Source organism: Marinobacterium sp. BA1 (genome assembly GCF_041155135.1).
Taxonomy (GTDB): Bacteria; Pseudomonadota; Gammaproteobacteria; order Pseudomonadales; family Balneatricaceae; genus Marinobacterium; species Marinobacterium iners.
In genome coordinates, this window is record NZ_BAAFHC010000001.1 from 213,557 (window position 1) to 238,295 (window position 24,739).

Genomic DNA, 24,739 nt, shown 5'->3' on the forward strand with positions numbered 1-24,739 from the left:
TCATCCTGATTATAAATGTAAGCCGGCTTATTAAACCGGCTTCATCTATGCTTGTCTAATCCGCGTATGCATCCAGAGGTATACAACTGCAGAACAGATTGCGGTCGCCGTAGACGTTGTCGATGCGGTTGACCGATGGCCACAGCTTGGACTCCTTCAGCCAGCTGGCCGGGAAGGCTGCCTGCTCGCGGCTGTAGGGGCGGTTCCAGTCCGGGTCGATCAGGTCGGCCTGTGTGTGTGGAGCATTTTTCAGCGGGTTGTTGTCCGCATCCAGCTCGCCCGCTTCCACCAGCGCGATCTCCTCACGAATCCTCACCATCGCTTCAATGAAGCGGTCCAGCTCGGCCTTGGATTCGGACTCGGTCGGCTCGATCATCAGCGTACCGGGTACCGGGAAGGACATGGTCGGTGCATGGAAGCCGAAGTCCATCAGGCGTTTGGCCACGTCTTCCTCGCTGATGCCGGAGCGCTCCTTGAGCGGGCGCAGGTCGATGATGCACTCGTGTGCCACGCGGTCGTTACGGCCCGAATACAGCACCGGGTAATGTGCCCCCAGTTTCTTCGCCAGATAGTTGGCGTTGAGAATGGCGTACTCGGTCGCCTGACGCAGACCTTCGCCGCCCATCAAAGCGATATACACCCAGCTGATCGGCAGGATGCTGGCGCTGCCCCAGGGTGCAGCGGATACGGCCCCGTTTTCCGGGTTGGGGCCGTCAATGCCGACCACCGGGTGGTTGGCAACGAAGGGTGCCAGGTGTGCCTTGACGCCGATGGGACCCATGCCGGGACCACCGCCGCCGTGGGGAATACAGAAGGTTTTGTGCAGGTTCATGTGCGATACATCGGCACCGATGTCCGCCGGGCGGGTGATCGCTACCTGCGCGTTGAGGTTGGCGCCATCCATGTAGACCTGACCACCATTGGCGTGAATGATGTCACAGATATCGCGGACACCTTCCTCATATACGCCGTGGGTGGAGGGGTAGGTGATCATTAGGCAGGACAGGTCTTCGGCGTGGGTCTCGGCCTTGCTGCGCAAGTCGTTGATATCCACGTTGCCCTTGTCGTCGCAGTTGACCAGTACCACTTTCATGTCCGCCAGCGCGGCCGAGGCCGGGTTGGTGCCATGAGCGGAGGTAGGGATGAGGCAGATGTTGCGATGGCCCTGACCCTGTGACTGGTGGTAGTTGCGGATGGCCAGCAGGCCCGCATATTCACCCTGAGCGCCGGAGTTGGGCTGCATGCAGATCGCATCGAAGCCGGTGACGGCCTTGAGCATGGTTTCCAGCGAATCGATCAGCGTTTTGTAGCCCTGTGCCTGCTCGACCGGCACGAAGGGGTGCAGGGCGCCGAACTCGGGCCAGGTGACCGGGATCATCTCGGCGGTGGCGTTGAGCTTCATAGTGCAGGAACCCAGCGCGATCATGCTGTGGGCCAGCGACAGGTCCTTGTTCTCCAGCCGCTTGAGGTAGCGCAGCATTTCGGTTTCGCTGTGGTACTCGTTGAATATCGGATGGGTCAGGAAGGCTGAGGTGCGTTCCAGTCCGGCAGGAATACTATCGGAGCCGTTGCTAACCAGTTCTGCATCCAGTGCGCCGATATTCAGGCCATGATCAGCGCCCAGCAGAGCGGTCCACAGGGCCTCAATTTCATTGCGGTCCGTGCGTTCATCCAGGCTGATGCACAGTCGATCATCTCCCAGTTTGCGCAGGTTGAAGCCTGCAGCCTGAGCGGACTCATACAGTGCATCGCGCTGGTCGCCGGCTTCAACACAGAGGGTGTCGAACCAGCTGTCATGTACCAGCTTCAGACCTTTTTCCTGCAGGCCTGCTGCAAGCAAGTCGGTCAGACGGTGGATGCGACCGGCAATAGTCTTCAGCCCTTCAGGGCCGTGATAGATGGCGTAAAAGGCGGCCATGTTTGCCAGCAGTACCTGAGCGGTACAGATGTTGGAAGTCGCCTTTTCTCGGCGGATGTGCTGCTCGCGGGTCTGCATCGCCATACGCAACGCCGGCTTGCCGCGGGTGTCCACCGACACACCGATGATGCGGCCGGGCACTGAGCGCTTGTACTCGTCACGGGTGGCAAAGAAGGCGGCGTGTGGGCCACCGTACCCCATGGGAACACCGAAGCGCTGGGCAGAGCCGAACACCACATCGGCCCCCATTTCGCCCGGCGATTTCAGCAGTACCAAGCTGAGCAGATCGGCGGCGGCGCAGACCAGTGCCTTCTGTGCGTGGGCCTTTTCTATTAGTGCCGAGAAATCGCGCACCACACCGCTGGTGCCGGGGTACTGAACCACTGCGCCAAAGGCTTCGTGCTGATCCAGCAGGGCCTCCACATCACCGACGATAACCTCATAGCCCAGTGGTTCGGCACGGGTCTGAATCACGCTGATGGTCTGGGGGTGCAGTTCTTCATCGACTAGAAATACATTGGCGCGCTTGGCCTTGCTCATGCGCTTGCACAGGGTCATCGCTTCGGCGGCGGCAGTGGCTTCATCCAGCAGGGAGGCGTTGGCCAGATCCAGTCCGGTCAGATCCAGTACCATCTGCTGGTAGTTCAGAATCGCTTCCAGACGGCCCTGCGACACTTCTGGCTGATAGGGGGTGTAGGCGGTATACCAGCCCGGATTTTCCAGCACGTTGCGTAGAATGACATTGGGCGTGAGTGTGTCGTGATAGCCCATGCCGATCAGAGAGCGCTTGATTTGGTTCTGGCCGGCAATCGCTTTCAACTCGGTCAAAACCTGGGCTTCGGTCTTCGGGTTACCTAATGCAATCGGCTGCTTGACGCGAATGCTGCCGGGCACGGTTTCATCGATCAGTGCCGCAAGGCTGTCAACGCCCAGTTCTGCCAGCATGGCGGCGGCTTCGTCTGCTGAAGGGCCGATATGGCGGCCGATAAAGGCATCCTGCTGTTCAAGGGCATGCAGCGGGCGCAAAGACAGTTCACTCATGGCAGATCGATCCCGAATTGTTCATCAAATGGGCGCTATTCTAGCAGGGAAGAGGGGAGCGGCGCAGCAGAACTCTGGTCGTAAGAGAGGCAGGGCACAGGTCGTGTTATCAGCGGAAGGTTATTCACAAGCATGAAAAAAGCCGGCGTTGCCGGCTTTGAAGGGGAGGAGTGATGCTTAGAATTGAACGTTTATACCGATATAGGCTGAACGCCCCATACCCGGTACTGCGATGCCCCAGGGGATGCCATTGATTGACATGGTACGCCCCTGACCGGTGTATGCACCGCCGGTTGGGAGCGCATAGCTGCGATCAAACAGGTTTTCGACGCCAAGGTCGAGGCGCACCTGATTCCAGCTGTGGCTGGAGCGCAGGTTGAGCAGGCTGTAACCGGAGGTGTCAATCTCATTGCGTACATCTGAACCGTCTTTCTTGGAGTCCACAACAACCCATTCCACTGCGTTGTCCCAGCCAGCTTTTTGGTGAGTCAAGGTGAAGCTGCCGTTCAAAGGCATGACGTTATACAGTGCATCGCCGGTATCGCGGTTTTCGCCGTTGGTATAGTTGATGACGCCCTTGAAGCCCCATTGACCCCATGCATTACTGCCCAGCGGTACCTGTGCAGACAGGTCGATACCGTAGAGTCTGGCCGACTGATTCGCGTACTGGAGTACGTTGAACTGATCATCACCCCAGGCCGGCAGGGCAACAGCATCAATATAGTTATCGACGTGGGTGTAGAAGGGGGTTGCCGTTACATTCCAGCTGCGATCAGCTGCGTGCCAGTCAAAGGTGGTCGACAGGGTATAGGCTGTTTCCGGTTCGAGGTTTACATCACCCACATAACCGTTGCCGTCACCGACAAAGTTGTTCATGGTGGCGGCCATGGCCCAGCTGGACCAGGTGTAGCGCTCGTACAGGTTGGGAGAGCGTACCTTGCGTGCCAGTCCCATTTCGATATCCAGCTGGTCGCTGTATTGGTAGCGAGCGAGCGCCGTCACATCGATATTGTCATCGGTCTGTGAGCGATCCTGTGCATTGAAGGTCGCGGATTCAGCCCCCTGATTTGCCATCATGCTGTAGCCATGCACTTCGTCTGCGTCCATGCGAACACGCTCATAGCGAACACCCATCAGAGTGGTCCAGCGCGCATCATGCTTAGACTCAAGCTCTGCAAAAAGGGCTGCACGGTCACGTTGACCATTGTTGATGTTAAGGAAGGTGTCAGGGCCCATGCCACCACCGGAGGCTGTCCAGTAGTCGTCGAGGCGATAGCGCTGCAGTTCAGTACCAACGCGCAGCAGACGGTCTGAATTCAGATTGATATCGGCTTTCAGGCTCAGGCCGGTGTTTTCACTTTCAGAGTACATCGGCATCCCTGCGGCACATGTATTCATCATGCCATCGACCATAAAGCCAATTGGGCTGCAAGGTACGCCTACTGTTGGGTCGGGTGTGTTGGAGAGAGCGCCGTACCAAAAGCGTTTATCCGCTCCAAAGTCCATAAAGTGATCAACGGTTTCATGGTATGCGGCTGCTTCCATGACCCCCCAGTTGAAATTACGCGTCCATGTAAGGTTCGCAAGCTTTTGTGTGTTTTCCAACAGGTCCATGCGCTGATTGGGGTACAGCTGCTCAGGCATGTCCTGGTAGCTGAATCGGGACTCGAACACATTGTCCCCGGCCTTGAAGGCAAGCCCCAATGCGTGGTTCTGCGTTTCGTAAGCGGTCGAGCCAACTTCATCCAGGCTCAATGTATGACCCAGCGTGCCGGTTTCGACAAAATCCTTGAAGTCGGCACCTGCGGTATAATTGTCAGCCTTGCTCCATGAGCCACTGTAGTTGATGCTCAGGTCCTCAGTTGCATGAGTGGCACTGAGATGACCGCCAACGGCGTCATTGTTGCTGCGATAAAAGGCGCCAACCTCTCCTTTGGTAATACTGTCATTGCCGGCGTGAGCAAACTCAGGCTCTGGTTTCTCGACAATGATGGTACCTCCAATGCTGTCACCCCCCACACTGACAGGTGAGATGCCGGCATAGACTTTCATCAATCCAATGTTGCTCGGCTCAACGTATGAGAGGGGCGGATTCATGTGGTTGGGGCAGGCCGCAATCAAGTCCATGCCATCCACCTTGATGCGTAGACGGTCGTCTGCAAGTCCACGAATCGAGGGCAAACTGGAAACACCACCGGCGCCGTTCAGGCTGACGCCAGGCATATCTCTGAGCAGGCTGGCACTGTCATTGGTTGCGGCTCGAAGCATGTCAATCACCGCAGGAGACTGCTGTACAGAATGGTCCAGTACCTCTGGCGCGGGTTTGGTTACGATGAGCACGGACTCTGCTTGCCCAGGCTCTGCGCAAACAGCATGAGAAAGTGAAGCACATGCAATCGCAGTCAGCAGTTGACGCTGTTTGAACCGGGAAGCCTTGAAGGTGTTACTCATGATGTCTCCTGTGTATTCCCTGATGCGGGTCATGCCACAAGTTTCACCTTGTGGTGCCGCATGAGAGATGTCCATAAGGGCGAAAAATTGGAGCTATTCTAGGGGAATGCGACATACCTGACTTGAGACATAATGTCGCAGGGGAGCCTGCCGAGGCGTGAGGCCCTGGTATTTACCCCCAATCGCTGGTTCCCCCCCTTTATGCAGAGCTGCTAAATTTCACGTTTATACAACCGTTATAAAAATAAGACACTCACAGGTAGCGTTCGATGGCCTGTGGGTTGAAGAGGACAACAGATGCACCTATGGCCAGGGAAAAGCTCGGCGGATCAAACACTGGATCAGTCACTGATTGCGGTAGTCATGATTGATGAGCGCAACCGCATCAAACGCTACAACCGGGCTGCCGAAGCGTTGTGGGGCTACAGTCGCGAAGAAGTGATCAATCGCAACGTGTCGATGCTGGTGCCGCAGGAGCACCAGAGTCGGCATGATGATTATGTGGGCCATCACCGTAAAACCGGTGAAAACAGAATAGTGGGGACCTCGAGAGAAGTTGAGGTCGAACGCAAGGATGGCTCACGCATCTGGGTTCAGCTGGCGCTGTCGCAGGTTAAGGTCGGGCGCAAGAAATACTACAGCGCTTTCGTGCGTGACGTAACGGCCGAGCGCAGTGCACGCGAGATGATGCAGCAAACGCTTGAGCAGGCGCTGGATGCGGTGGTTTGCATTGATGAGCGCAATAGCATCACCCTGTTCAACAAGGCGGCCGAGGTACTTTGGGGGTGTTCTCGTGATCAGGTGATGGGGCAAAACGTCAAAATGCTGGTGCCCCAGATACATCAGCCACGCCATGATGAGTATGTACGCCGCAATCGCGAGGGCGGACAGGATCGAATTGTCGGCACGTCACGTGAAGTTGATATTGAGCGCCTTGACGGTGGTCACCGCTGGGCGTTGCTGTCTCTGTCCAAGGTGGCGGTGGATGATCGCGTCACCTACACAGCCTTCCTGCGCGATATCACTGAAGAGGTCGAGCGGCGCGAAGAGATGCGCATGCTCAGTCTGGTCGCGGACAAGACTGAAAACTCGGTGGTTATTACCGATGCGGAAGGCTGTATCGAGTATGTGAATAACGGCTTCATTCGTATGACTGGCTACACGCTGGCTGAGGTGCAGGGCCGCAAGCCAGGCAGCTTCCTGCAGGGTGAAGAGACCAGTCCTGAAACCATTGAGCGCATCCGTCAGCATCTGCGTGATCTGGATGTGTTTTATGATGAAATTCTCAACTACAACAAGGCTGGCGAGCCCTACTGGGTGTCGCTGTCGATCTCACCGGTTCTGGATGAGCGCGGCCACGCAGACAAGTTTATCTCCATCCAGGCGGATATTACCGAAACCAAGCGCGAAGCACTGGAATCTGAAGTCCGTCTCAAAGCGATCAGTGAATCCCTTCTGATGGTTGAGTACACCCCTGAGGGCCACTTTGCATCGGCCAACACCTACTTCACAAAGCGCAGTCGCAACCGTGCGGAGCAGGTCGCTCACAGCCTGTGGCAACAGATTGAACCGCAGCAGCTTAACCGGCTGAAAGAGCAGGGTGAGCTGGCCTGTAAGCTGGGGATTACCCTCGCCAGTGGAGACCCTCTGACGTTGGATATGCGCTTCTGTGCCCTGCGGGACTTCAAACGAAGGATTACTCGCCTGGTTGGCTTTGGTATCGATATTTCTGATCGGCGGGTGGCGGTGACTCAAACACTGCAGGCGATGAGTTCGGTAGAGGAGGTCAGTGACCGTATCGCCAATATCGTCACCAGCATTAACCAGATTGCTGAGCAAACCAATCTTTTGGCACTGAATGCCGCCATTGAGGCAGCGCGAGCAGGAGAGGCGGGTCGAGGCTTCTCGGTGGTAGCGGACGAGGTACGTGGGCTGGCTCAGCGATCGGGTGAATCGGCCCGTGAGATCGGACAATTGGTCGAAGAAACACACACGCGAGTAAACGAATTGTCGGGTGCCATGCGTAAGATCGATCAATGAGATTATTCTTATACAAACAGGTGTTCAACTGTATTAGAATAACTACATGTTTTATTCAGGACTGCCCCCACTCAAGGAGTTTCTATGCACATTAGTCTGTTCGGCTCGATCAAAAACCTGCTTCGCATGCTTGTGGCGCTTTTTCTTCTGGTGGTTGTGGCCCTGACCGGCTTCGCCATGTATGGCCTCAAATACGAAGCGTTTCAGTTTGATGATAACTTCGACCGTCGCATGGTGCCGCTGTATCAGGTGGAGCGCATTGGCGGTTTGATGGGGGATATTCGTGCGCAGCTGCTGTTGAGTATTCAGCACCAGCCTGGGACTGAATTCGTCAAGGCCCACAACCATCCTACCAGTCTGCATACCAATCTGGTTCGTGACTACGAGCAGCAGGTTCGAAACCTGTGGCAAGCATTTATGTCAGTCCACCACGGTGAAGAAGCAGCACAGTTGTCCCGCGCCTTTGAACAGGAGTTCGAGAATTTTTTTGAAAAAGGGGTGAATCCGACTCTGGACCTGATTGAAAAGGGTAATTATGTGGGGGCGAACTGGCAGATTCTGCAACAGGTCAATCCACTCTTTGCCGCGGCTGACAAGGCACGTGCCGACTTGAGTGACCGCAAGTTGAGGGGGGCGCAGGAAGCACGCGCTGAAATGAGTGCAACTGCCGTGATGTTGAACCTTCAACTACTGGCCGTTGGTGTTCTCGGCCTGTTGCTGGCGTTTGGTTTCGCTTTATTCGTGACCCGCCGTATCAACCGCGGCATGGATAATCTGGGCAGTATTGCCGACAACATGGCGGCTGGGGATTTCCGGGACCAGTCATTGCCGTTTGCTTCGAATGAGGATGAAGTGGGGCGTATCACCCAACGCTTCATCCAGACCCGCAACAGCCTTGCCCAATTGGCACGTGAAATTGGTCAGGTTGGTGAGTCTCTGAGTGAGCAGGCCGAGCGCGGGGCTGCCATGGCTGAGCAATCGCGCAGTGGCATTCAGGCACAAAAGGCTGAAACCGATCTGGTGGCAACTGCCATGTATGAGATGAACGCCACCGTGCATGACGTAGCCAAGAGTGCGGCAACCGCTGCTGAAAGCGCTACGGCCGCGGATGAGTCGGCTCACCATGGTCAGTCGGTGGTGACCGACAGCGTTGATGGCATGAACCATCTGGCATCCGAGGTTGAGTCAGCTGCTCAGGTAATAGCGGAACTGGCCGAAGATGCTCAGGCGATAGGCAAGGTTGTGGATGTGATTCGGGAGATCGCGGAACAGACCAATCTGTTGGCATTGAACGCAGCCATTGAGGCTGCCCGTGCCGGTGAGCAGGGGCGTGGCTTTGCGGTGGTGGCGGATGAGGTGCGCAGCCTGGCAGGCCGCACCCAAACGTCAACCACTGAAATTCATGACATGATCAGTCATCTGCAGGGGGCTGCGGTCAAGGCGGCCAAAGTGATGCAGCAGGGGCAGCAGCAGGCCACTGATGGAGTGGAAAAGGCCGCGCGTGCCAATGAAGCGCTGGAGACGATTATTCAGCAGATCATGCGAATGAATGATATGAATACTCAAATCGCCAGTGCTGCTGAAGAGCAAAGCTCAGTCGCTGATGAGATGAACCAGAATCTGACTCGCATCAATATGGCTGCGGATGAAACATCTACAGCGGCTGACAGTGTAGCGGCGACCAGTCAGGAGATTGCGGCGCTTGCCATGCAGTTGAAAAAGGCTGTCAGCAAGTTCCGGCACTAAGCCTGCATTAATCCAGTCGGTGCCAGCGATTCTTGCCCAGTGCCTTGGCACGGTACATGGCGTCGTCGGCACGGGTCAGCAGGGCATCCGCGCTGCTGCCATCCTGTGGATAAAGTGCAATGCCGATTGAGGCGGACACCTGCAACTGCAGTTGGCCGCGCTTGACCGGGCGGCTGAGACATTCCAGCAGCTTTTCTGCCACCTGCTCTGACGCTTCTGTTGTGGTGACGGTTTCCAGCATTACTACAAACTCATCTCCACCAATGCGTGCGCAGGTGTCGGTACCACGAAGCTGCTCTGTAATGCGGCCGGACAACACCGACAGCAGGTCATCACCGGCATCGTGTCCATGCAGGTCGTTGATCTGCTTGAAACCGTCAAGATCGATGAACATAAGCGCAAACTGATTGCCTTCGCGATGAGCGCGACGCAGGTTGCGTCCCAGGTGCTCGTTGAGCAGGCTGCGGTTGGGCAGTCCTGTCAGCGGGTCGTGCATCGCCAGAAATCGGATGCGTTCGATGCGCTTGTGTCGCTCCATTGCGATCGCGGCCAAATGGGCCATGCGCTGCAGCAGCTGACGCTGAGTGTCGTCCGGCACCGCCGGGTTGTGTGGATAACAGGCGAACACCCCGATCACTTCATCATAGGCCGCTATGATCGGCTGGGCCCAGCAGGCAGCGATGCCGTAGCGTTGTGCCTGATCACGCCAATGGTTCCAGTTGTTGTCCTGATGGATATCCGGGCAGATTGTAAGCCCACGGCTGAGGTACGCCTGTGCACAGGTGGTACCTTCTGCCGTCAGGCCCAGTCCCTCGCGGCGCTGCAGGAAATGTCCGGGCAGGTTCGGAGCGCTTTTGATATGCAGGCGTCGACCGCTTTCGTCAGGCAGGAGTATTGCCGCGCTGGCGCCCGGCACAAGGCTTTCAACAGTATTGCACAGCTGCAGCAAGACCTCTTCCAGCGAGTCACCGGTGGCGATCAGCTCCAGCACGCTGCGTTCCAGCCGTAATATGCGTTCGCTGGCGCGCAGGTGTTGCTCGCGTTTGACGGCATTGGTGATGTCGAGGCACTGCACCAGCGTCAGGTTACTGTGGCTGAGCGGTTTGATCAGGATCGATTGGTACAGGGGCGTCTGTTCACCCCCGGGTCCGCGTCGCCAAAGCGGAAGCAGTCGTTTGTGTAACTGATGTGACAGAATGCGGCCCATGCGCAGCCGGCATCCGCTTTCAATGGCGTCCAGTAAAGCGAGGGGCAGTTGTGCGGAAAACAGACTTTCAATGGTGTGGCCAACAATCTGCTGTTCGGTCAAGCCTGTGTGGCGGCTGAACCAGCGATTACAAAAAATGATGCGACACTCATCGTCCAGCAGCAAGACACCGCCATCGAGGCTGTGCAGCAGTTCGGTGCAGTCGAGGTTTTCGAGGCTATCGGACAGGCAGGCACTCTGGAGTTCAGTCTGGTGCATATGCGATTCCTGCTTACAACAACTCAGCAAGGTAGCTGCGAAGGGCGGTAATAAACGTATCAGCCGAGCGCAGATCAATAATGAAGGCTAAATAGCCGCGCAGTGCACTGTGTCGCAGACTGAAATCGATTTGAACCAGCATTACCAGCGTGTTTTCGTTGTCTGAGTCGTACAGGCTCAGGGTGCTGGGCAGGTCGGCTGCACTGACGCTGAACGCTTTGGGAATATCGGTCTGAACCTGCTGCTTCAACTGATTGGCCAGCGTGGCCAGGCAATTGTTGAGCAGGATGTTGCCCAGCTCTGCCAGGGTCTCCTGTTCCAGTTCGGTGATCTCATCGGCACTGAGTTCTTCACCGATCATGGCGTTTACCAGCTCCAGGCTTCGGGCTTCCGGGAACAGCAGCGCGGCACGGCCATTGATAAAGCCTTCAAAATCCTGCAACACACCGGCCAGAAATGAGGGCAAGTCCTTGCGGAAGGCTGCCTGAGCTTCGGGCACAGAGATGAACTCTACACGCGGGACCGACAACAGGACTTCGTCATTGACCAGCTGTGACAGGGCGTTAGCAGCACGGCCAACCCCCAGATTCATCAGCTCTACAATCAGGTCATGCTCATCGGCGCTGAACAGGTCCATTCACGCCTCCTGGCAGACAAAGGCAGCGAGCTGCTCGGCGGTGGTGGGCTTGGGCAGGAACGCCATGCCCATGTCGCGGGCGCGCTGGGCCAGTGCGTCCTGTATGTTGGCGGTCACCAGTGCCATCCGCAATTGCGGAAAACGGGCACTGAGCGCCTCGGCCAGTTCGAGGCCATCACGACCGGGCATGTTGAAATCGATCAGGGCGATATCGGCGGCTTGACTCTGCAGCAGGGTTTCGGCTGCATCAGCCGAATCAGCCTCCAGCAAATTCAGTTCCAGGCCCAGAGATTTCAGGTGACGGCTGAGACTGAGACGTGCAATACGACTGTCATCAACCAGCAGCAGGTTGATCGGTTTTGTTGTTGTCATGGTGTCAGCGTGTCGTTGCAGGAATAAAGCGAGAAGTTTAACAAGTGAAGCAATTTTAGTCAGCTGATTTACGGAATTACCCTTAAATCAGCTGACGTTGATACAGATATTAAAATGTATAGGAAACGGCAAGAGAGCCGAAATTATGGTTGCCCTGCTGAGTTTCAAACTGACGTGTGCGGTAGATGCGGGCGTAAGACAGCTTCCACTGTTGCCACGTGGCCGCAATGCCAAAGGCGACATCGCCGACCAGTGGTTCCTTGTCGACACTGTGACTGCTGCGCCAGGTGTTACCATCAAGAAAAATGTCCCGCAGTACCCAACGGCCGTCAACAGACACAAAGCCGTGAATGCCCCAGTGATGTCGAAAGCGAGGATCGCCCCGTCCCGGAACGCTGTTGTCGCCCCCCGGGCGCAGCGCCGAGGTGCCAAAGTCATGTGGCAGGTGCTTGCCGATACGATACTCAGCCCCGGTATTCAGATAGGTTGCGACGTTGCCGAGGCTGCCACCGGCATGCAGCAGGACTTCATGCTCCCAGCCTTTGCCCAGTGACTGACGTAGCCAACGGTTCTTGTGTTCATACACCAGCTGCAGCCCCGGTTCATTGCGCAACTGGTTATGCCAGCCGTTAAAATTGTCGATACCGCGCAGGTCGTGGATGAAGTCCTGTGACTCCTGTGCCAGTGCGGCAGGACCAACCATACCAAGATTCACCTCAAAGGAGTTCATCCGATCTCGGGTTTGGGTATGGTAGCCAAAGCCCATGTACAACCAGCCTGCATAGGGGCGGTCGGTTGGGTCGATGCTGGTACGCTCGCGATCCTCCGGCGTATACATCAATTGCCCCAAGGTGAAGATCAGGCGGCGGCTCACGTCTTCGCCAAGACGAACAGGCTCGGGGTCAAGCGGTGCCAGCAGGCGGTTGGCATCACGCATCCAGCCGGGCAGGTCTGGGTCATCGATAAAGTTGTCGATTTCCGGCGATACAAACGATAGCCGCACACCGTTGGTGTATTGCTGGTCAGTATCGCTGAACAGGTCGTTTTCAAAATAGAAATTGGCTGTCCAGCTTTGATCCGGGTTGAGCGAGGGCGATTCTGCCGGTGGTTGTTCGGCTGCGGTTACCGCCGAGGCCAGGCAGCCTAGGCTCAGTAGACAGAGAGTTTGCTTCACTTTCGACGCCACTGACCGTTACCGTCCTGAATATACTCTCCGGCTGGGGTCATTTCCTGCAGGCGCTGGCCTGTACGCAGTTCCATTACGTCCAGTGAAACCCCGGCCTTGCTGGCTTTTTGTTGATACAGCGCGCGGCGTTTGTTGTTGATTTCATTCACCATCGCCTTTACATCGGCACTGGGGTTGGAGGTCACGATGCCGAGGTAGCCGGTGGCTCTTTCACCTACAACGCCGCTGGATTTGGCTTCGTCCAGTGACAGGGCAAAGGCGGGCATGCTCAGGCTTACAGCCAACAGGCCTGTGGTCAGAATTTTACTCAATGTGCGCAACATGGTTCGCCCCTCAGAAAAGTTCGCTGTTTTCATCCAGCATGGAGTCAATTTCCTTGTCGACCTTGACCAGAATCTCATGCTTGATCTTGACGTTGAGATTGATGGTGATCGGCTCGGACGGCGCGGCCACTTGCACGGTAGGGGTGCAGCCGGCTGCGACAAGCAGACCAAGCGCGCAGAGCGTGGCGGGCAGCAGTTGTCGGCTGAGCATAATAGGTTCCTTTTCTTGCTGGGCTGTATGCGGTCTGACACAGAATCGCATCAATGGTTTCCATTGAGCAGCAGCTTAGCTGAAAGCAGCCTTAACGGAAACGGGCTAGCGGCGGAAACGACGGTCGATGGAGTCGGTGACACGGCCTGTGAGCTGAAGCGTGCGTAACAGGTCAAGCAGGTTCTCCTCTATATTCAGGTTAAGATCGACCGGTCGGCCCTGCTGCCAGCCAGGATTGTGTCCCTTAAGCCGGGCTCTCATATCGGCATCACCGTTGGGCTGGTAGTCCAGCTTAAGGTCCAACAGTTCAAAGCGCAGGTCTGTCAGGGCACCCAGTGCCAGTTGAATGCCGGGGTTCTGTTGTCCCATCAGCGCGACTTCAGGGGAGGGTTGATAGCGGATTACGCCACCTTCTGCGCCGCTGAGCAGATGGCCGTTTTGGATGCTGACCTTATTGCCGTTGATACGGATGGGCAGCTCTCCACCCAGCACACCGCTGCCATAAAGGCCCTCCTGGGGGTACAGCTCCAGAATCCGGCTCAGGTCAAAGGCCGAGACGGCCAGGCGAGTGTCCAGATCAGGCTTGAGCGGATCAAACCCCAGCGCCGGTACTGCGATGATGCCATCCAAGGCTGACAGGCTGAAAGGGGTCAACTGCAGCCAGTATTGGCTGTTGCCATAGCCGGTCAGGATGTAGTCGAGGTCAGGGCCATGGACCCTAAGGCCCGTATCGGTATGGTCGATACTGAAGTTGCCGCGTGCGCTGAAACGTCCACTTGGCGCAAGCTCGATCTGGCTATCCAGATTCAGGCTGTGGATATGAGTGTTGTCCAGGCTGAGATTGACTCTGGTCAGTGCTGGCCGCAGCTCCAGTTGCCAATCACCTTTACTCAAACGGAGTTCACCCCCGGCCTGAAGTTGCCCCTGGTGAATATCAGGCCAGGTTGTCTGCTGAGGCAGTAAACGTTGTAATGCCGGTAACAGTGCAGCAAGTTGAACGGGTTGCAGGTTCAGGCTGGCTTGGCCATTGAGGTTGGCATCCAGTGTCAGTTCGGTGTCCAGCTGCAACGGAGGTTCCTGTGTGCGCAGGCCGACCACACCATTTATTTGCATAAGGTGAGGCTGCAGTTGCAGGTCGGCACTCAAACTGATCGGCGGTAATTCTGGAATATCCGGTTGCTGGAGTACCAGCCGGGTTGAGGGTTTCAATTGCAGGCGAATTGAGCCATCAAGGAATTGCAGGCCGGCTTGCAGATTCAGATTGCTGCCGGGCATGGAATTTTGGCCGGGCAGCCTGAGCTGAGCGGCAATGTCGTGCCGACTGTCGAGATGCAGCACTGTTTGCGCGTCAGGTGTCAGCTGGACCGGCAATTCCAGCTGACTGTTAAGCTTCAGTACGCCACTGAGCCGGCGCACTTCTTGTGGCAGTGAAATCTGCAATGACTCAAGAGCAGGGAGCAGGTGCTGGAGATGAACCGTGGTATCGGCTTCAAAACGCCAGTGTTGTGCGTCAGGAGACAGCTGTAGTTGGCTCTGCAGTAATGGTTGCTGGGTGTTGCTCACACTAAGCTGCAGCTGATAACCGGGATCAAAGTTGAGATCGAGATAACCAAGCGGTTGCTGGTCCAGTTGGATCTGCATTCGGCTCTGCAGCAGCTGAGGCTCCATGTCCACATTGCCAAGCAAGGTCAGGGGTGGCTGCTCCGGCGCTGTGTAGTTCAGCTCCAGTTGGGCAATCACCAATCGTTTTGAGGGGGCGTAGCTGAACAGCTGCCGTGGGTGAAAATGGGTCAGATCGATCGGGTCGGGTTGTCGCTGAAGTTGTTCAGTACGGCCCTTGAGCGAATGATCAGCCTCGATATCGAGGCGAGCCTGTTGCACGCGCAGCTCGGCCAGCTGTCCCTGCAACAGGTTGATCGGGTCGAAATGCAGCTCAACATGATCGGCGCTGAGTGTTACACGCCGGCCATCGCCGGTTTGACTGACACTTAGGTGATCAATATGAAGCTTTTCCCATGAGGGGTGGCGCATATTGAATGCGGGTGCAACGAAGCCCTGTTCAGTCAGCCAGCGCTCGATCAGATACTGGGCGCTCCACGGCAGGGACAGCCACACCAGGCCTGCCAGCAACAGTGGTAACAGAAACAGCAGGCCCAGCCACTTCTTCATGGCAGCTTGCGGACTACGTTAAGGCCGTCGCGCACGGTCAAAAACACGTTTTCCACCTCGGGATCGGCGGCGATGAAGCGGTTGGTTTCAACCAGAATGTCGTCAATCTCGGATTCGGGCTGTACCACCTTGCCTGACCAGAGCACGTTGTCGAGGATAATCAGCCCACCGGGACGGGTCATCTGTTTAACGCGCTGATAGTAGTTGAGGTAGTTACGCTTGTCGGCATCGATGAAGGTGAAATCCAGCTCCAGATCCAGTGTTTCCAGCGTATCCAGCGCACGGCCGAAAATTACCTCGATCTTGTGACCGTGCTCGCTGCGATCAAAAAAGCCCTTGGCAAATTCGATGGCACGAGGGTTGGTTTCACAGCAGATCAGCTTGCCATCGGCTGGCATGCCTTCTGCGATTGATAGGGCGGAGTAGCCGGTGAACATGCCGATCTCCAGTGCCTGCTTTGGCTGTGCCAGGGCACTGAGCATTTTCAACGTGCGGCCTACCAGGCGGCCCGACAGTTTTTGCGGCCAGCCCATGTTGAGGTTGGTCTGGTCGATCAGCTCCTGCAGCAGTGGCGGCTCTGAGCGAGTGTTAACAAAGGCATAGTCTTCAATGGTTTCATCAACCAGAAAGTCGGGCATGGTGGTGTACCTGAATCACAAACGGCAAAGTGCAATTCTAGCATTACCCCGCAGCACTTTTCCCGGTCAGGGATATTGATACCGAAATGCGGCCTGATCTTTTACAATCTGCGCTGATTTGAAGGAGAGTTCTGATGTACGAAGCTTTGTATCTGTTTCTGGCGACGGGCCTGGTGTCCATGTCGGCGGCACTGAGTGCCGGAGCACTGAACAAGTTGCCGGAGGAGAAGCGCCCGGCGTTCATGCAGACCCGCAACGGTGCGGTGACCGTAGTGATGGCCGGTAACCTGGGAGCGCTGACACTGATCGGCGCGCTGGCTTATGGCATTCGGCATCTTGACTGGTGGATTCCCGTCAGTTGCCTGTTCATCACCTTTCCGGTGGTGCATCTGGTGCTGGTTCAACGCCTGCTGGGTGACCTCAAGGCGTTGTTGCTGATGCTGCCGCTGGTGTTGGCGTCCATTGTGGCGCTTTGGTACTTCTGGTAACGCCATGATTTCCGTTGTGGGGTATGGCTCGCTGCTGTCGGAGCAGTCCGCGCGCGAAACTGTTCCGAATCTAAGCAATTACCGTTTGGTGCGAGTGCCAGGCTATCGCCGCGTGTTTGATAAGGTGGGCATCGTGTTCATCAGTCGGCATGGCATGCCGCCGGACAGTTTGGAGCTGGCCTCATGCTCCACCGAAGCGGCAGACGGTATCGACATCATTGCCGCTCAGTTCGAGTGCAGCGAGTCTGACTTTCTGGAACTGTACGAACGCGAGCATCGTTATCGCTGGATCGAGGTGGAAACGTGTCATCTGGACACGGGTGAGCTTTCTCGAGGACGCATGTGCACAGGCTATTCGGATACGGATTACCGCCTCAACAAGTGTGTCACTGAGGCGGAATATCAGCGCCGGGTCGGGCAGTATTACGCGGGTCCGCTCTGGCGACGCGATATTCTGCCCAACCCGCGCTATCTGGCTTTCTGCCTGCAGTCTGCGGCCACTCAGGGCGAGTCGGTGCTGCAGAATTTTCTTGATACCAGTTTCACCGCTGACGGACGCTCCGTGCGCCAGTATCTGGCGGATAACCCCGGCCTGATTCCGGCCGAGGTGGTTGAGTACAGCTACCGCTGATCAGCTCAGCAGCGGTTCCAGCCAGCGTGCGATGCGCAGCAGGTCGTCATCGCTGTGCGGTTGCCCGATCAGTTGAATCCCCAGCGGCAGGTTGTCGGCATCCGTCAGCCCCGGCAGTGTTACCACCGGCAGCCCCATCGCTTGCCATGGGCGGCTCATGTGAGGCGCGCCGGTGCGTTCGTGTCCTTCGGGCGCCACGCCCGGTGCGGCCGGTGCGAGGATGGCATCTACATCCGGATAGCGTTGAGCCAGCGTGTCACGGATACCCGCCACCGCTTGCAGGGATGCCAGATAATCGGCGCGAGGGGTCGCCAGGCCCGTTGAGATCAGATCCTGCAGCGCCGGGCTCAGAAGGTCCGGTTTACCTGATTCAAGTGCCAGGTTGCGAGCTGCTTCATACGCCATGATCAAACCATGATGTTGTACCAGCTCACCCAGCCAGTCACTGTTGTCGGGCTCTATTACGTCCACCCCTTGAGTGCGCAAAGTGGTAGCGGCCCGCTCGATGGCGGCTGCCATGTCCGGCTCGACCTCACCGGCGGCATCGCCCCGACACAGAAGGATGCGTTTTGGCTGTAGTGCGTCGGATGTGGTCATCGGCTCTGGCTGGCGCAGCAGAATGGCGCGCAGCAGTTCGATATCTTCAACCTGGCGGCTGAACAGCCCGAGCGAGTCCAGTGATTGTCCCAGTGGCTGGATGCCACGCAGAGAAAACTCTCCGCGAGTCCCCGCATACCCCACGGTACCGCAGTAGGCGGCGGGCCGGATGACGGATGCAGCAGTCTGTGAGCCCAGTGCCGCCGGCACCATTCCATCGGCGACAGCCGCCGCCGAGCCACTGGACGAGCCGCCTGGGGTCCGTTTCAGATCGCGTGGGTTGGCGGTTTTGCCGGGTTTGAAATAGGCAAATTCGGTTGTGACCGTCTTGCCAATAATAATGCCGCCGGCCTGGCGCAGAAGTGCAACACAGCTGGCATCGTCAACCGGCTGGCGACCCTTGTGGATGGGGGACCCCATCTCGGTCGGCATATTGGCGGTGTCGATGATGTCCTTGATACCGATGGGCAGTCCTTTCAGCAGGCTGGTTTCATAAAACGACTGGTTATTGCGGTAATGTTCCAGGCAGGTTTTGGCGTCAAGGCGGTGCTGCCAGGCACCGACCTCAGGCTCGCGTGCCTCGATTTGGGCGAGGCAAGCCTCCAGCAGTTCCAGTGCGGTACAGCGACCTTCCTCGATAAGGGTAAGGGCCTGTCGCAGGCTAATGGGGGTTGCCAACTTGTTACTGTTCATCTGCACCACTCCACAGGGTCAATACGGCGGGGAAAGGGTTGGGGCATCAGTTTGGCGTCATACGGGGCAAGGGTAAAGCACCATTAATCAACTCGTTACAAATTGTTACAGGTTTTTACACCACATGTATCACGTATGGTTGCCTGAAAGGGTAATCAGCATTACCCTTTTCGTCTGCTGCATGCGACTCCTACCAAAGTAGCAACATAACAATAATGAGTGTGCCCCGATGAGTCTCTACCAGAGTATTGAAAAAACCTTCTTCCACAGCCTGACCCGTAAAATCTGCGGCAATGTGCTTTTCCTTGTGTTCCCCAGCCTGATTCTGATCGGCCTTGGCTATTGGCTGCATTTATCCCTGCGGGATCTGCAGGTGGTGTTGGCCGATACACCCGCGGCAGGAGAACAGGTGGCGCAGCTGGCGCACACCACCGGTATGATCGCGGGTGCCATGTTGGTGTTCACTCTGGTGATAGCCGCTTTCGCCCTGTTTTTCATGCGTCATCTTTTTCTGCGACCGATTCACAGCATGACGCGGGTCCTGCGGGCGGTGAAAGACAAGGATGGTGATATCTCGGCAACTTTGCCGGTACAGACTCAGGATGAGATCGCACGCATGGCGGAAAGCTACAATGATTTCTCGGCCAGCCTGAAGCAGATGATTGCCGATACCCGTCAGCGCAGTGTGCGAGTGTCGCTCAGTGCCAGTCAGCTGCAAAAGGTGGTGCTGGCGGCAAAGGGGTCGGCCGAAGAGCAGGTGTCGAAGGCGCAGGCCGTGTTTCAGGCCAGTCAGGAGTCCACCACGGCGATCGAGGGAATCGCTGCACATACTCAAAGCATTTCGGAGCGCAACAGCCATAACCTGGCTGAGGTGAAGGATTCCAGTGCAGAGCTCATGCGGGTCAGTGAGCAGGTAGCAACCATCGAAACTCAGGTAAAGGAGTTTCAACAGGTGGTGGGGCAGCTGGCGGAAAATTCCGCCAGTATCATCAGTATCCTTTCTCTGGTGCAAGGGTTCTCTGAGCAGACCAACCTGCTGGCACTGAATGCGTCCATTGAAGCGGCGCGTGCCGGTGAAGCTGGGCGGGGGTTTGCCGTGGTCGCGGATGAAGTGCGTACGCTGTCCCAGAAAGTGAACACCGCCACCGGCGAAATCGACAGCAAGATCAACGCAATGGTGTCGCTGGTGGAAAGTACCCGCAGCGGGGCTGAAGTGATTATGCAGAACGTCTCGGATACAGATGGCTTCATCTCTCAGACCAGTCGTCGCTTCAGCACCATGGTGAGTGATTTTGAAGCACTGAACAGCCAGTTGGGCGAGATCAGTGCCGCCATTGAAGAGCTCTCCTACACCAACCGACACAGTCATGAACAGGTGTCCGATATAACCCGGTTGGCTGACAGCATTCGGCAGGAAATGGAAGTGTCGAGCCAGCACTCGCAGGAGCTGGATGGTGCAACCGAAGAGATGCAGGAGCTGCTGTCGCGTTTCACGATCGGTTATGGCGGTTTTGAGCAGATCATCACCACAACCCGGGAATGGGCGCGCATGGTGGAGGCCGAGCTGGAAAACCTGGCGGCTCAGGGGCTGGACCTGTTCGATACCAATTATGTTCGTACCAACAAGGACCAGTTGCCGGAGAAGTATGATACTCGCTACACGGATGCCTACGAAGCCAGGCTACGGCCACTGTTTGACCGCTGTATTACCGAAAACGATGCCTTCCTGGTGGCTGCTGGGTTTGATTTGAATGGTTACTGCCCGGCGAACAATACGCGCGTATCCAAGCCGCTTACGGGTGATTTTGAAGTGGATAACGCTCAAAGCCGTCACCGCCGCATTTTTGCCGGAACGCGCGCCGAAATCCGTCGTGCTTCCCACGACTCCCCGTTCCTGCTTCAGACCTTCATCCGTGATACCGGCGAAATTCTTAACTCCTTGTCGGTTCCCCTGTTCGTAAATGGGCGTCGCTGGGGCAGCTTCTGCGTTGCCTTCACACCTGATCACCTGCTCAACGCGACCCGCGACTGACGCTCACAGGGTCATCTGAAGGCGGCATACCGACATCGGGTTGCCGCTTTTTTTTCGTCAAAATCCCAAAACTTAAGGCTATAAAAATCAAAATCAAATATTGATTATTTTGCGTTTCGTCAAAATAAAGTTTTGAATAATCATATGTTATTCAAAATTAAATATTGATGATGGTATCATGAAAATAAATTGATTTTATTTTAACCAGCGGCAACTCCATTCACCCTTGGGCAAAACAGGTTGCTGAAAAATAACGAAAAAACGCTAAACAACGGCAAAAACTTGCCGATATAAAATAACGTGCTGGTTGTTGATTTTTTGACCATGTACCGGCGATACTTACTCGCAGCTTAATTCGGTAGCTGTTTGAAGAACTGGCCCGGATTTTGCGTGTAATATGGCAACAGAGATGAAATCAGGGTTATCCCCTTCCGCCTGTCCAGCTGGGTTCAGAGCACACAATATGGTGACTGCACATAACATGATCGTTGCACTCGATATCGGCACCTCAAAGGTGGTGTGTCTGGTGGGCGAGTTGACCCTTCAGGGCACCATCGAAATTATCGGTGTTGGTGCTCAGCCTTCGCGGGGGTTGAAACGCGGTGTCGTGGTCAACATCGAATCGACGGTCAGTTCGATCCAGCGCGCGGTTGAAGAAGCAGAACTGATGGCTGGCTGTAAGGTTCACGGCGTGACCGTGGGCATTGCCGGCAGCCATATTAATAGCCTGAACTCTCATGGCATCGTTGCCGTGCGCGATCGAGAAGTATCCGACTACGATCTTGAGCGAGTGATTGATGCGGCACGTGCCGTGGCCATTCCGGCAGACCAGAAAATCATCCATATTCTGCCGCAGGAATACCTGATCGATAATCAGGAAGGGATCAAGGAGCCGCTGGGAATGTCTGGCGTCCGACTTGAAGCCAAGGTTCATCTGATTACCGGCGCAATTAACGCGATTCAGAACGTCGAAAAATGTGTCCGCCGCTGCGGTCTTGAAGTGGATGCGGTGGTGCTGCAGCAGCTGGCATCCAGTTACTCCGTACTGACGGATGACGAAAAGGATCTGGGTGTCTGTATTGTTGATATTGGCGGTGGCACCACTGACATTGCCGTATTTACCGGCGGGGCTATTCGTCATACAGCCGTCATCCCAATCGCCGGCGATCAGGTCACCAGCGATATTGCCATGGCGCTGCGCACCCCGACTCAGCATGCCGAGCAGATCAAGATAAAATACGCCTGTGCACTGGCGCAGCTGGCCAGATCGGATGAGATGATCAAGGTGCCCAGTGTCGGCGACCGCGCACCACGCGACCTGTCACGTCAGGCACTGGCTGAGGTGGTCGAGCCGCGTTATGAAGAGTTGTTCACGCTGGTGCAGTCGGAGTTGCGCCGCAGCGGGTTTGAGGATTTGGTGGCAGCCGGGATCGTGCTTACCGGTGGAACCGCCAAGATGGAAGGCGCCGTAGAGTTGGCGGAAGAGATTTTCCATATGCCGGTACGGCTGGCTAAACCGCAGGGTATCCGTGGTCTGGAGGCTCAATTGAGCAACCCCATTTATGCCACTGTTATCGGCTTGCTGCACTACGCACGCCAGGATCACGGACCGGTCAGCCCGGTGCCGGAAATTGAAGAATATGAAGACAGCCTGCGGCCACAACGCAGGGCTGAAGGCAGCTTGATCTCGCGTATGAAGAACTGGCTGCAGGGCAATTTTTAAGTTTGGGCAAACAGCGGTACCCGGCGACAGAACGGGGCCGCGCGAATTCAACTCCGAAGTGCGACACTCGCCTATGCAGCCTGAAGGTATTCTTGGAACACCATTTCTGGCTGCCTGAATCCGAGGCATTTACGCGGCCTCAGGTTTAACCTCTTCTCTGCCCACCGCACATCTTCATCCGTAATCAGCCTCAGATCCGTACCCTTCGGGATGAACTGCCGCAGCAGCCCGTTGAAGTTCTCGTTCAGTCCACGCTCCCATGAGGAGTACGGGTGTGCAAAGTAGAACTCCGCCCCCAGCGCTTCCGCTACGGCCTTGTGTTCGACGAACTCGCTGCCGTTGTCCGCCGTGATTGTATGCACATGGTCCGCATAGGGCATGAGCATATCGATGATCGCATCCCGCACGTCCGTAGCCCGCTTGGCGTCGACCCTGCGGACCAGATACAGGCGACTCTTGCGCTCCGCCAGCGTGACCAACGCACCGCTACCATGCTTGCCCAGAACGGTATCGACCTCCCAGTCACCAAAACGCTCTCGCGTGTCCACGATGGCCGGACGATCGTCGATCGAAATCGGCTCCGGGATGACCGCACGCTTGCTGTTGCTGCCCTTGCGGTACCGTTTGTGTCCTTGGCGCAATGTCTTGTAGAGCTTGCCGCCACGGGCCTTATCGGCAGCGACATGACGGTATATCCACTCATGGCTCACCGGCAGACCAATGAGCTTGCCGATACCGCTGATCTGTTCCGGACTCCAGTGCCAGGACAATGTCAGTTCCACATACATGACGGTCTGCTCCGGCACTCTGTATTTGCGTGCCATGACTCGACGTGCATGGCTTCTGGCATGCGCTTCCTCGGGCTCATACACCCCGTCATGACTGTTACGCTTCATCTCCCGGTAGACTGTGGAGCGATGAACTTCAACTACAGTAGCGATCGCTGCCGGCGAATATCCCTGCGTAAGGAGAGCCGATATCTGGTATCGTTTCCCCTCGGTCAACTGCTGATAACTCATGGTGATACTTACTTTGACTTTGGCGAGCTGAAGCGTACCACCTTCGGCAGTTGGCCACCTCTCGCCGTTCAACCATGAGTGTCGCACTTATTATCTGAATTCCCGCGTATCTGGAGGGGATAAATATGTTTGAGCTGGTGGATAGTGTACCTCAGAGTGCGGTAATCAAGGTGGTCGGTGTTGGTGGCGGCGGTGGTAATGCCGTCAACCACATGGTAACCACCGAACTGGAGGGTGTGGATTTCATCTGTGCCAATACCGATGCGCAGGCACTGAACAGCATGGCGGCCAAAACGGCACTGCATATCGGTGGCGAACTGACCAAGGGGTTGGGCGCCGGTGCCAACCCTGAGGTGGGCCGTCAGGCTGCACTGGAAGACCGTGAGCGTATCGCGGCAACCCTGTCCGGTGCTGATATGGTCTTCATTACGGCTGGCATGGGTGGCGGTACCGGTACCGGTGCCGCTCCGATTGTGGCAGAAGTGGCTCGTGAAATGGGCATTCTGACCGTGGCGGTCGTGACCAAGCCATTTCCGTTTGAAGGTCGTCGTCGCAAGAAGATAGCCGAAGAGGGGATCCGTGAACTGCAGGAACATGTTGATTCACTGATCATCATCCCGAACGAAAAACTGCTGCCGGTACTGGGCAAGAACTGTACTCTGGTCAGTGCCTTCGGTACGGCCAATGATGTGCTCAAGGGCGCAGTGCAGGGGATCGCGGATCTGATCATCCGCCCTGGCATGATCAACGTGGACTTTGCCGACGTGCGTACCGTTATGTCTGAAATGGGCATGGCGATGATGGGTACCGGTGTCGCCCGCGGTGAAAATCGTGCTCGTGAAGCGGCCGAAGCGGCAATTAACAGCCCGCTGCTGGAAGATATCGACCTGAAAGGCGCCAGCGGTATTCTGGTTAACATTACCGCCGGCCTGGATCTTAGCCTGGGTGAATTCTCCGAGGTCGGTGATCTGGTCGAAGAATATGCCTCTGAAAATGCCACTATTGTGGTAGGGACCGTCATCGATCCTGAACTGTCTGACGAGCTCAAGGTCACTGTTGTCGCCACGGGTCTGGAGCGTGCTCAGGCTGCCGAGTCTCGTGTTGTGAACGGCGATACCAGCGCTCCGCGTGCTCAGTCTTCCCGTACGGTAAAGACGGCTGACTTCAACCAGCTGGAGCTACCGACAGTATTGCGCAACCGCCAGAGTGAAGAGAAAGCACGTCCGGTGCAGAATGAGCTGGCTGAAACGCAGATGGATTCAGTGCCGATGAAAAAGACCGGCACTGACGATATGGATTTCCTGGATATCCCGGCGTTTCTGCGCCGTCAGGCTGATTGATTAAGTGATCACCCCCGGG

Annotated in this window: 19 protein-coding genes; 7 read left to right on the forward strand and 12 right to left on the reverse strand. The window is 56.4% G+C overall.

The window, feature by feature from the left end; genetic code table 11:
* Positions 1-55 precede the first annotated feature (55 nt).
* Both gcvP and ACAM29_RS01100 read right to left on the reverse strand, forming a co-directional pair.
* Positions 56-2,959 (reverse strand): aminomethyl-transferring glycine dehydrogenase, encoded by a 2,904-nt coding sequence (gene gcvP / locus ACAM29_RS01095; protein ID WP_369622910.1) that lies wholly within the window; start codon positions 2,957-2,959, stop codon positions 56-58.
* A 177-nt stretch (positions 2,960-3,136) separates the two neighbouring features.
* Positions 3,137-5,410: a TonB-dependent receptor gene (locus ACAM29_RS01100; protein WP_369622911.1), complete on the reverse strand. Its 2,274-nt coding sequence runs from the start codon at positions 5,408-5,410 to the stop codon at positions 3,137-3,139.
* A gap of 297 nt (positions 5,411-5,707) precedes the next feature.
* Here ACAM29_RS01100 and ACAM29_RS01105 point away from each other — a divergent pair, with 297 nt between their 5' ends.
* Complete coding sequence (locus ACAM29_RS01105) at positions 5,708-7,450, forward strand: PAS domain S-box protein (protein WP_369622912.1); 1,743 nt, start codon at positions 5,708-5,710, stop codon at positions 7,448-7,450.
* Between the two features lie 84 nt (positions 7,451-7,534).
* Complete coding sequence (locus tag ACAM29_RS01110; RefSeq protein ID WP_369622913.1) at positions 7,535-9,196, forward strand: methyl-accepting chemotaxis protein; 1,662 nt, start codon at positions 7,535-7,537, stop codon at positions 9,194-9,196.
* 7 nt (positions 9,197-9,203) lie between these two features.
* On the opposite strand, the gene ACAM29_RS01115 is transcribed toward ACAM29_RS01110, so the two are convergent.
* From ACAM29_RS01115 to ACAM29_RS01150, 8 genes are all read right to left on the reverse strand, one after another.
* Positions 9,204-10,661, reverse strand: coding sequence for a diguanylate cyclase (locus tag ACAM29_RS01115; RefSeq protein WP_091824863.1), 1,458 nt, complete (start codon positions 10,659-10,661; stop codon positions 9,204-9,206).
* A 13-nt stretch (positions 10,662-10,674) separates the two neighbouring features.
* Positions 10,675-11,298 (reverse strand): chemotaxis protein CheX, encoded by a 624-nt coding sequence (locus ACAM29_RS01120; RefSeq protein WP_206835270.1) that lies wholly within the window; start codon positions 11,296-11,298, stop codon positions 10,675-10,677.
* A complete protein-coding gene (locus ACAM29_RS01125) occupies positions 11,299-11,670 on the reverse strand; it encodes a response regulator (protein ID WP_369622914.1) in 372 nt (123 codons plus the stop codon).
* Between the two features lie 109 nt (positions 11,671-11,779).
* On the reverse strand, positions 11,780-12,844 hold the full coding sequence (locus ACAM29_RS01130; protein ID WP_242529990.1) for a lipid A deacylase LpxR family protein: 1,065 nt from the start codon (positions 12,842-12,844) through the stop codon (positions 11,780-11,782).
* Positions 12,841-13,179 (reverse strand): YdbL family protein, encoded by a 339-nt coding sequence (locus tag ACAM29_RS01135; protein ID WP_206835266.1) that lies wholly within the window; start codon positions 13,177-13,179, stop codon positions 12,841-12,843. Before ACAM29_RS01135 ends, ACAM29_RS01130 begins: the two co-directional genes overlap by 4 nt.
* A gap of 10 nt (positions 13,180-13,189) precedes the next feature.
* The gene (locus tag ACAM29_RS01140) at positions 13,190-13,390 is read right to left on the reverse strand and encodes a YnbE family lipoprotein (protein WP_206835261.1); all 201 of its coding nucleotides are present in this window, start codon (positions 13,388-13,390) and stop codon (positions 13,190-13,192) included.
* Positions 13,391-13,495: 105 nt separating this feature from the next.
* Positions 13,496-15,559, reverse strand: a complete 2,064-nt coding sequence (locus tag ACAM29_RS01145; protein WP_369622915.1) for a YdbH domain-containing protein — start codon at positions 15,557-15,559, stop codon at positions 13,496-13,498.
* Positions 15,556-16,197, reverse strand: a complete 642-nt coding sequence (locus ACAM29_RS01150; protein ID WP_369622916.1) for an O-methyltransferase — start codon at positions 16,195-16,197, stop codon at positions 15,556-15,558. The genes ACAM29_RS01145 and ACAM29_RS01150 overlap by 4 nt, the downstream gene beginning before the upstream one ends.
* A gap of 134 nt (positions 16,198-16,331) precedes the next feature.
* Between ACAM29_RS01150 and ACAM29_RS01155 the strand changes: the two genes are divergently transcribed.
* Together ACAM29_RS01155 and ACAM29_RS01160 are read left to right on the forward strand one after the other, a co-directional pair.
* Positions 16,332-16,685 carry a hypothetical protein gene (locus tag ACAM29_RS01155; RefSeq protein WP_091824882.1) on the forward strand — a complete coding sequence of 118 codons (354 nt, stop codon included), beginning with the start codon at positions 16,332-16,334 and terminating at the stop codon, positions 16,683-16,685.
* Positions 16,686-16,689: 4 nt separating this feature from the next.
* Complete coding sequence (locus ACAM29_RS01160; protein WP_369622917.1) at positions 16,690-17,316, forward strand: gamma-glutamylcyclotransferase; 627 nt, start codon at positions 16,690-16,692, stop codon at positions 17,314-17,316.
* Here ACAM29_RS01160 and ACAM29_RS01165 read toward each other — a convergent pair whose 3' ends face one another.
* Positions 17,317-18,606, reverse strand: coding sequence for an amidase (locus ACAM29_RS01165; protein WP_369622918.1), 1,290 nt, complete (start codon positions 18,604-18,606; stop codon positions 17,317-17,319).
* Positions 18,607-18,835: 229 nt separating this feature from the next.
* Here ACAM29_RS01165 and ACAM29_RS01170 point away from each other — a divergent pair, with 229 nt between their 5' ends.
* Together ACAM29_RS01170 and ftsA are read left to right on the forward strand one after the other, a co-directional pair.
* Entirely contained in the window at positions 18,836-20,638 is a 1,803-nt protein-coding gene (locus ACAM29_RS01170; RefSeq protein ID WP_369622919.1) for a methyl-accepting chemotaxis protein, read from the forward strand.
* 463 nt (positions 20,639-21,101) lie between these two features.
* Complete coding sequence (ftsA, locus tag ACAM29_RS01175) at positions 21,102-22,361, forward strand: cell division protein FtsA (protein WP_369622920.1); 1,260 nt, start codon at positions 21,102-21,104, stop codon at positions 22,359-22,361.
* 71 nt (positions 22,362-22,432) lie between these two features.
* Here ftsA and ACAM29_RS01180 read toward each other — a convergent pair whose 3' ends face one another.
* Complete coding sequence (locus tag ACAM29_RS01180) at positions 22,433-23,380, reverse strand: IS30 family transposase (RefSeq protein WP_369622921.1); 948 nt, start codon at positions 23,378-23,380, stop codon at positions 22,433-22,435.
* A 125-nt stretch (positions 23,381-23,505) separates the two neighbouring features.
* Between ACAM29_RS01180 and ftsZ the strand changes: the two genes are divergently transcribed.
* A complete protein-coding gene (gene ftsZ, locus ACAM29_RS01185; protein WP_354407047.1) occupies positions 23,506-24,720 on the forward strand; it encodes a cell division protein FtsZ in 1,215 nt (404 codons plus the stop codon).
* The last annotated feature ends 19 nt before the right edge of the window (positions 24,721-24,739 follow it).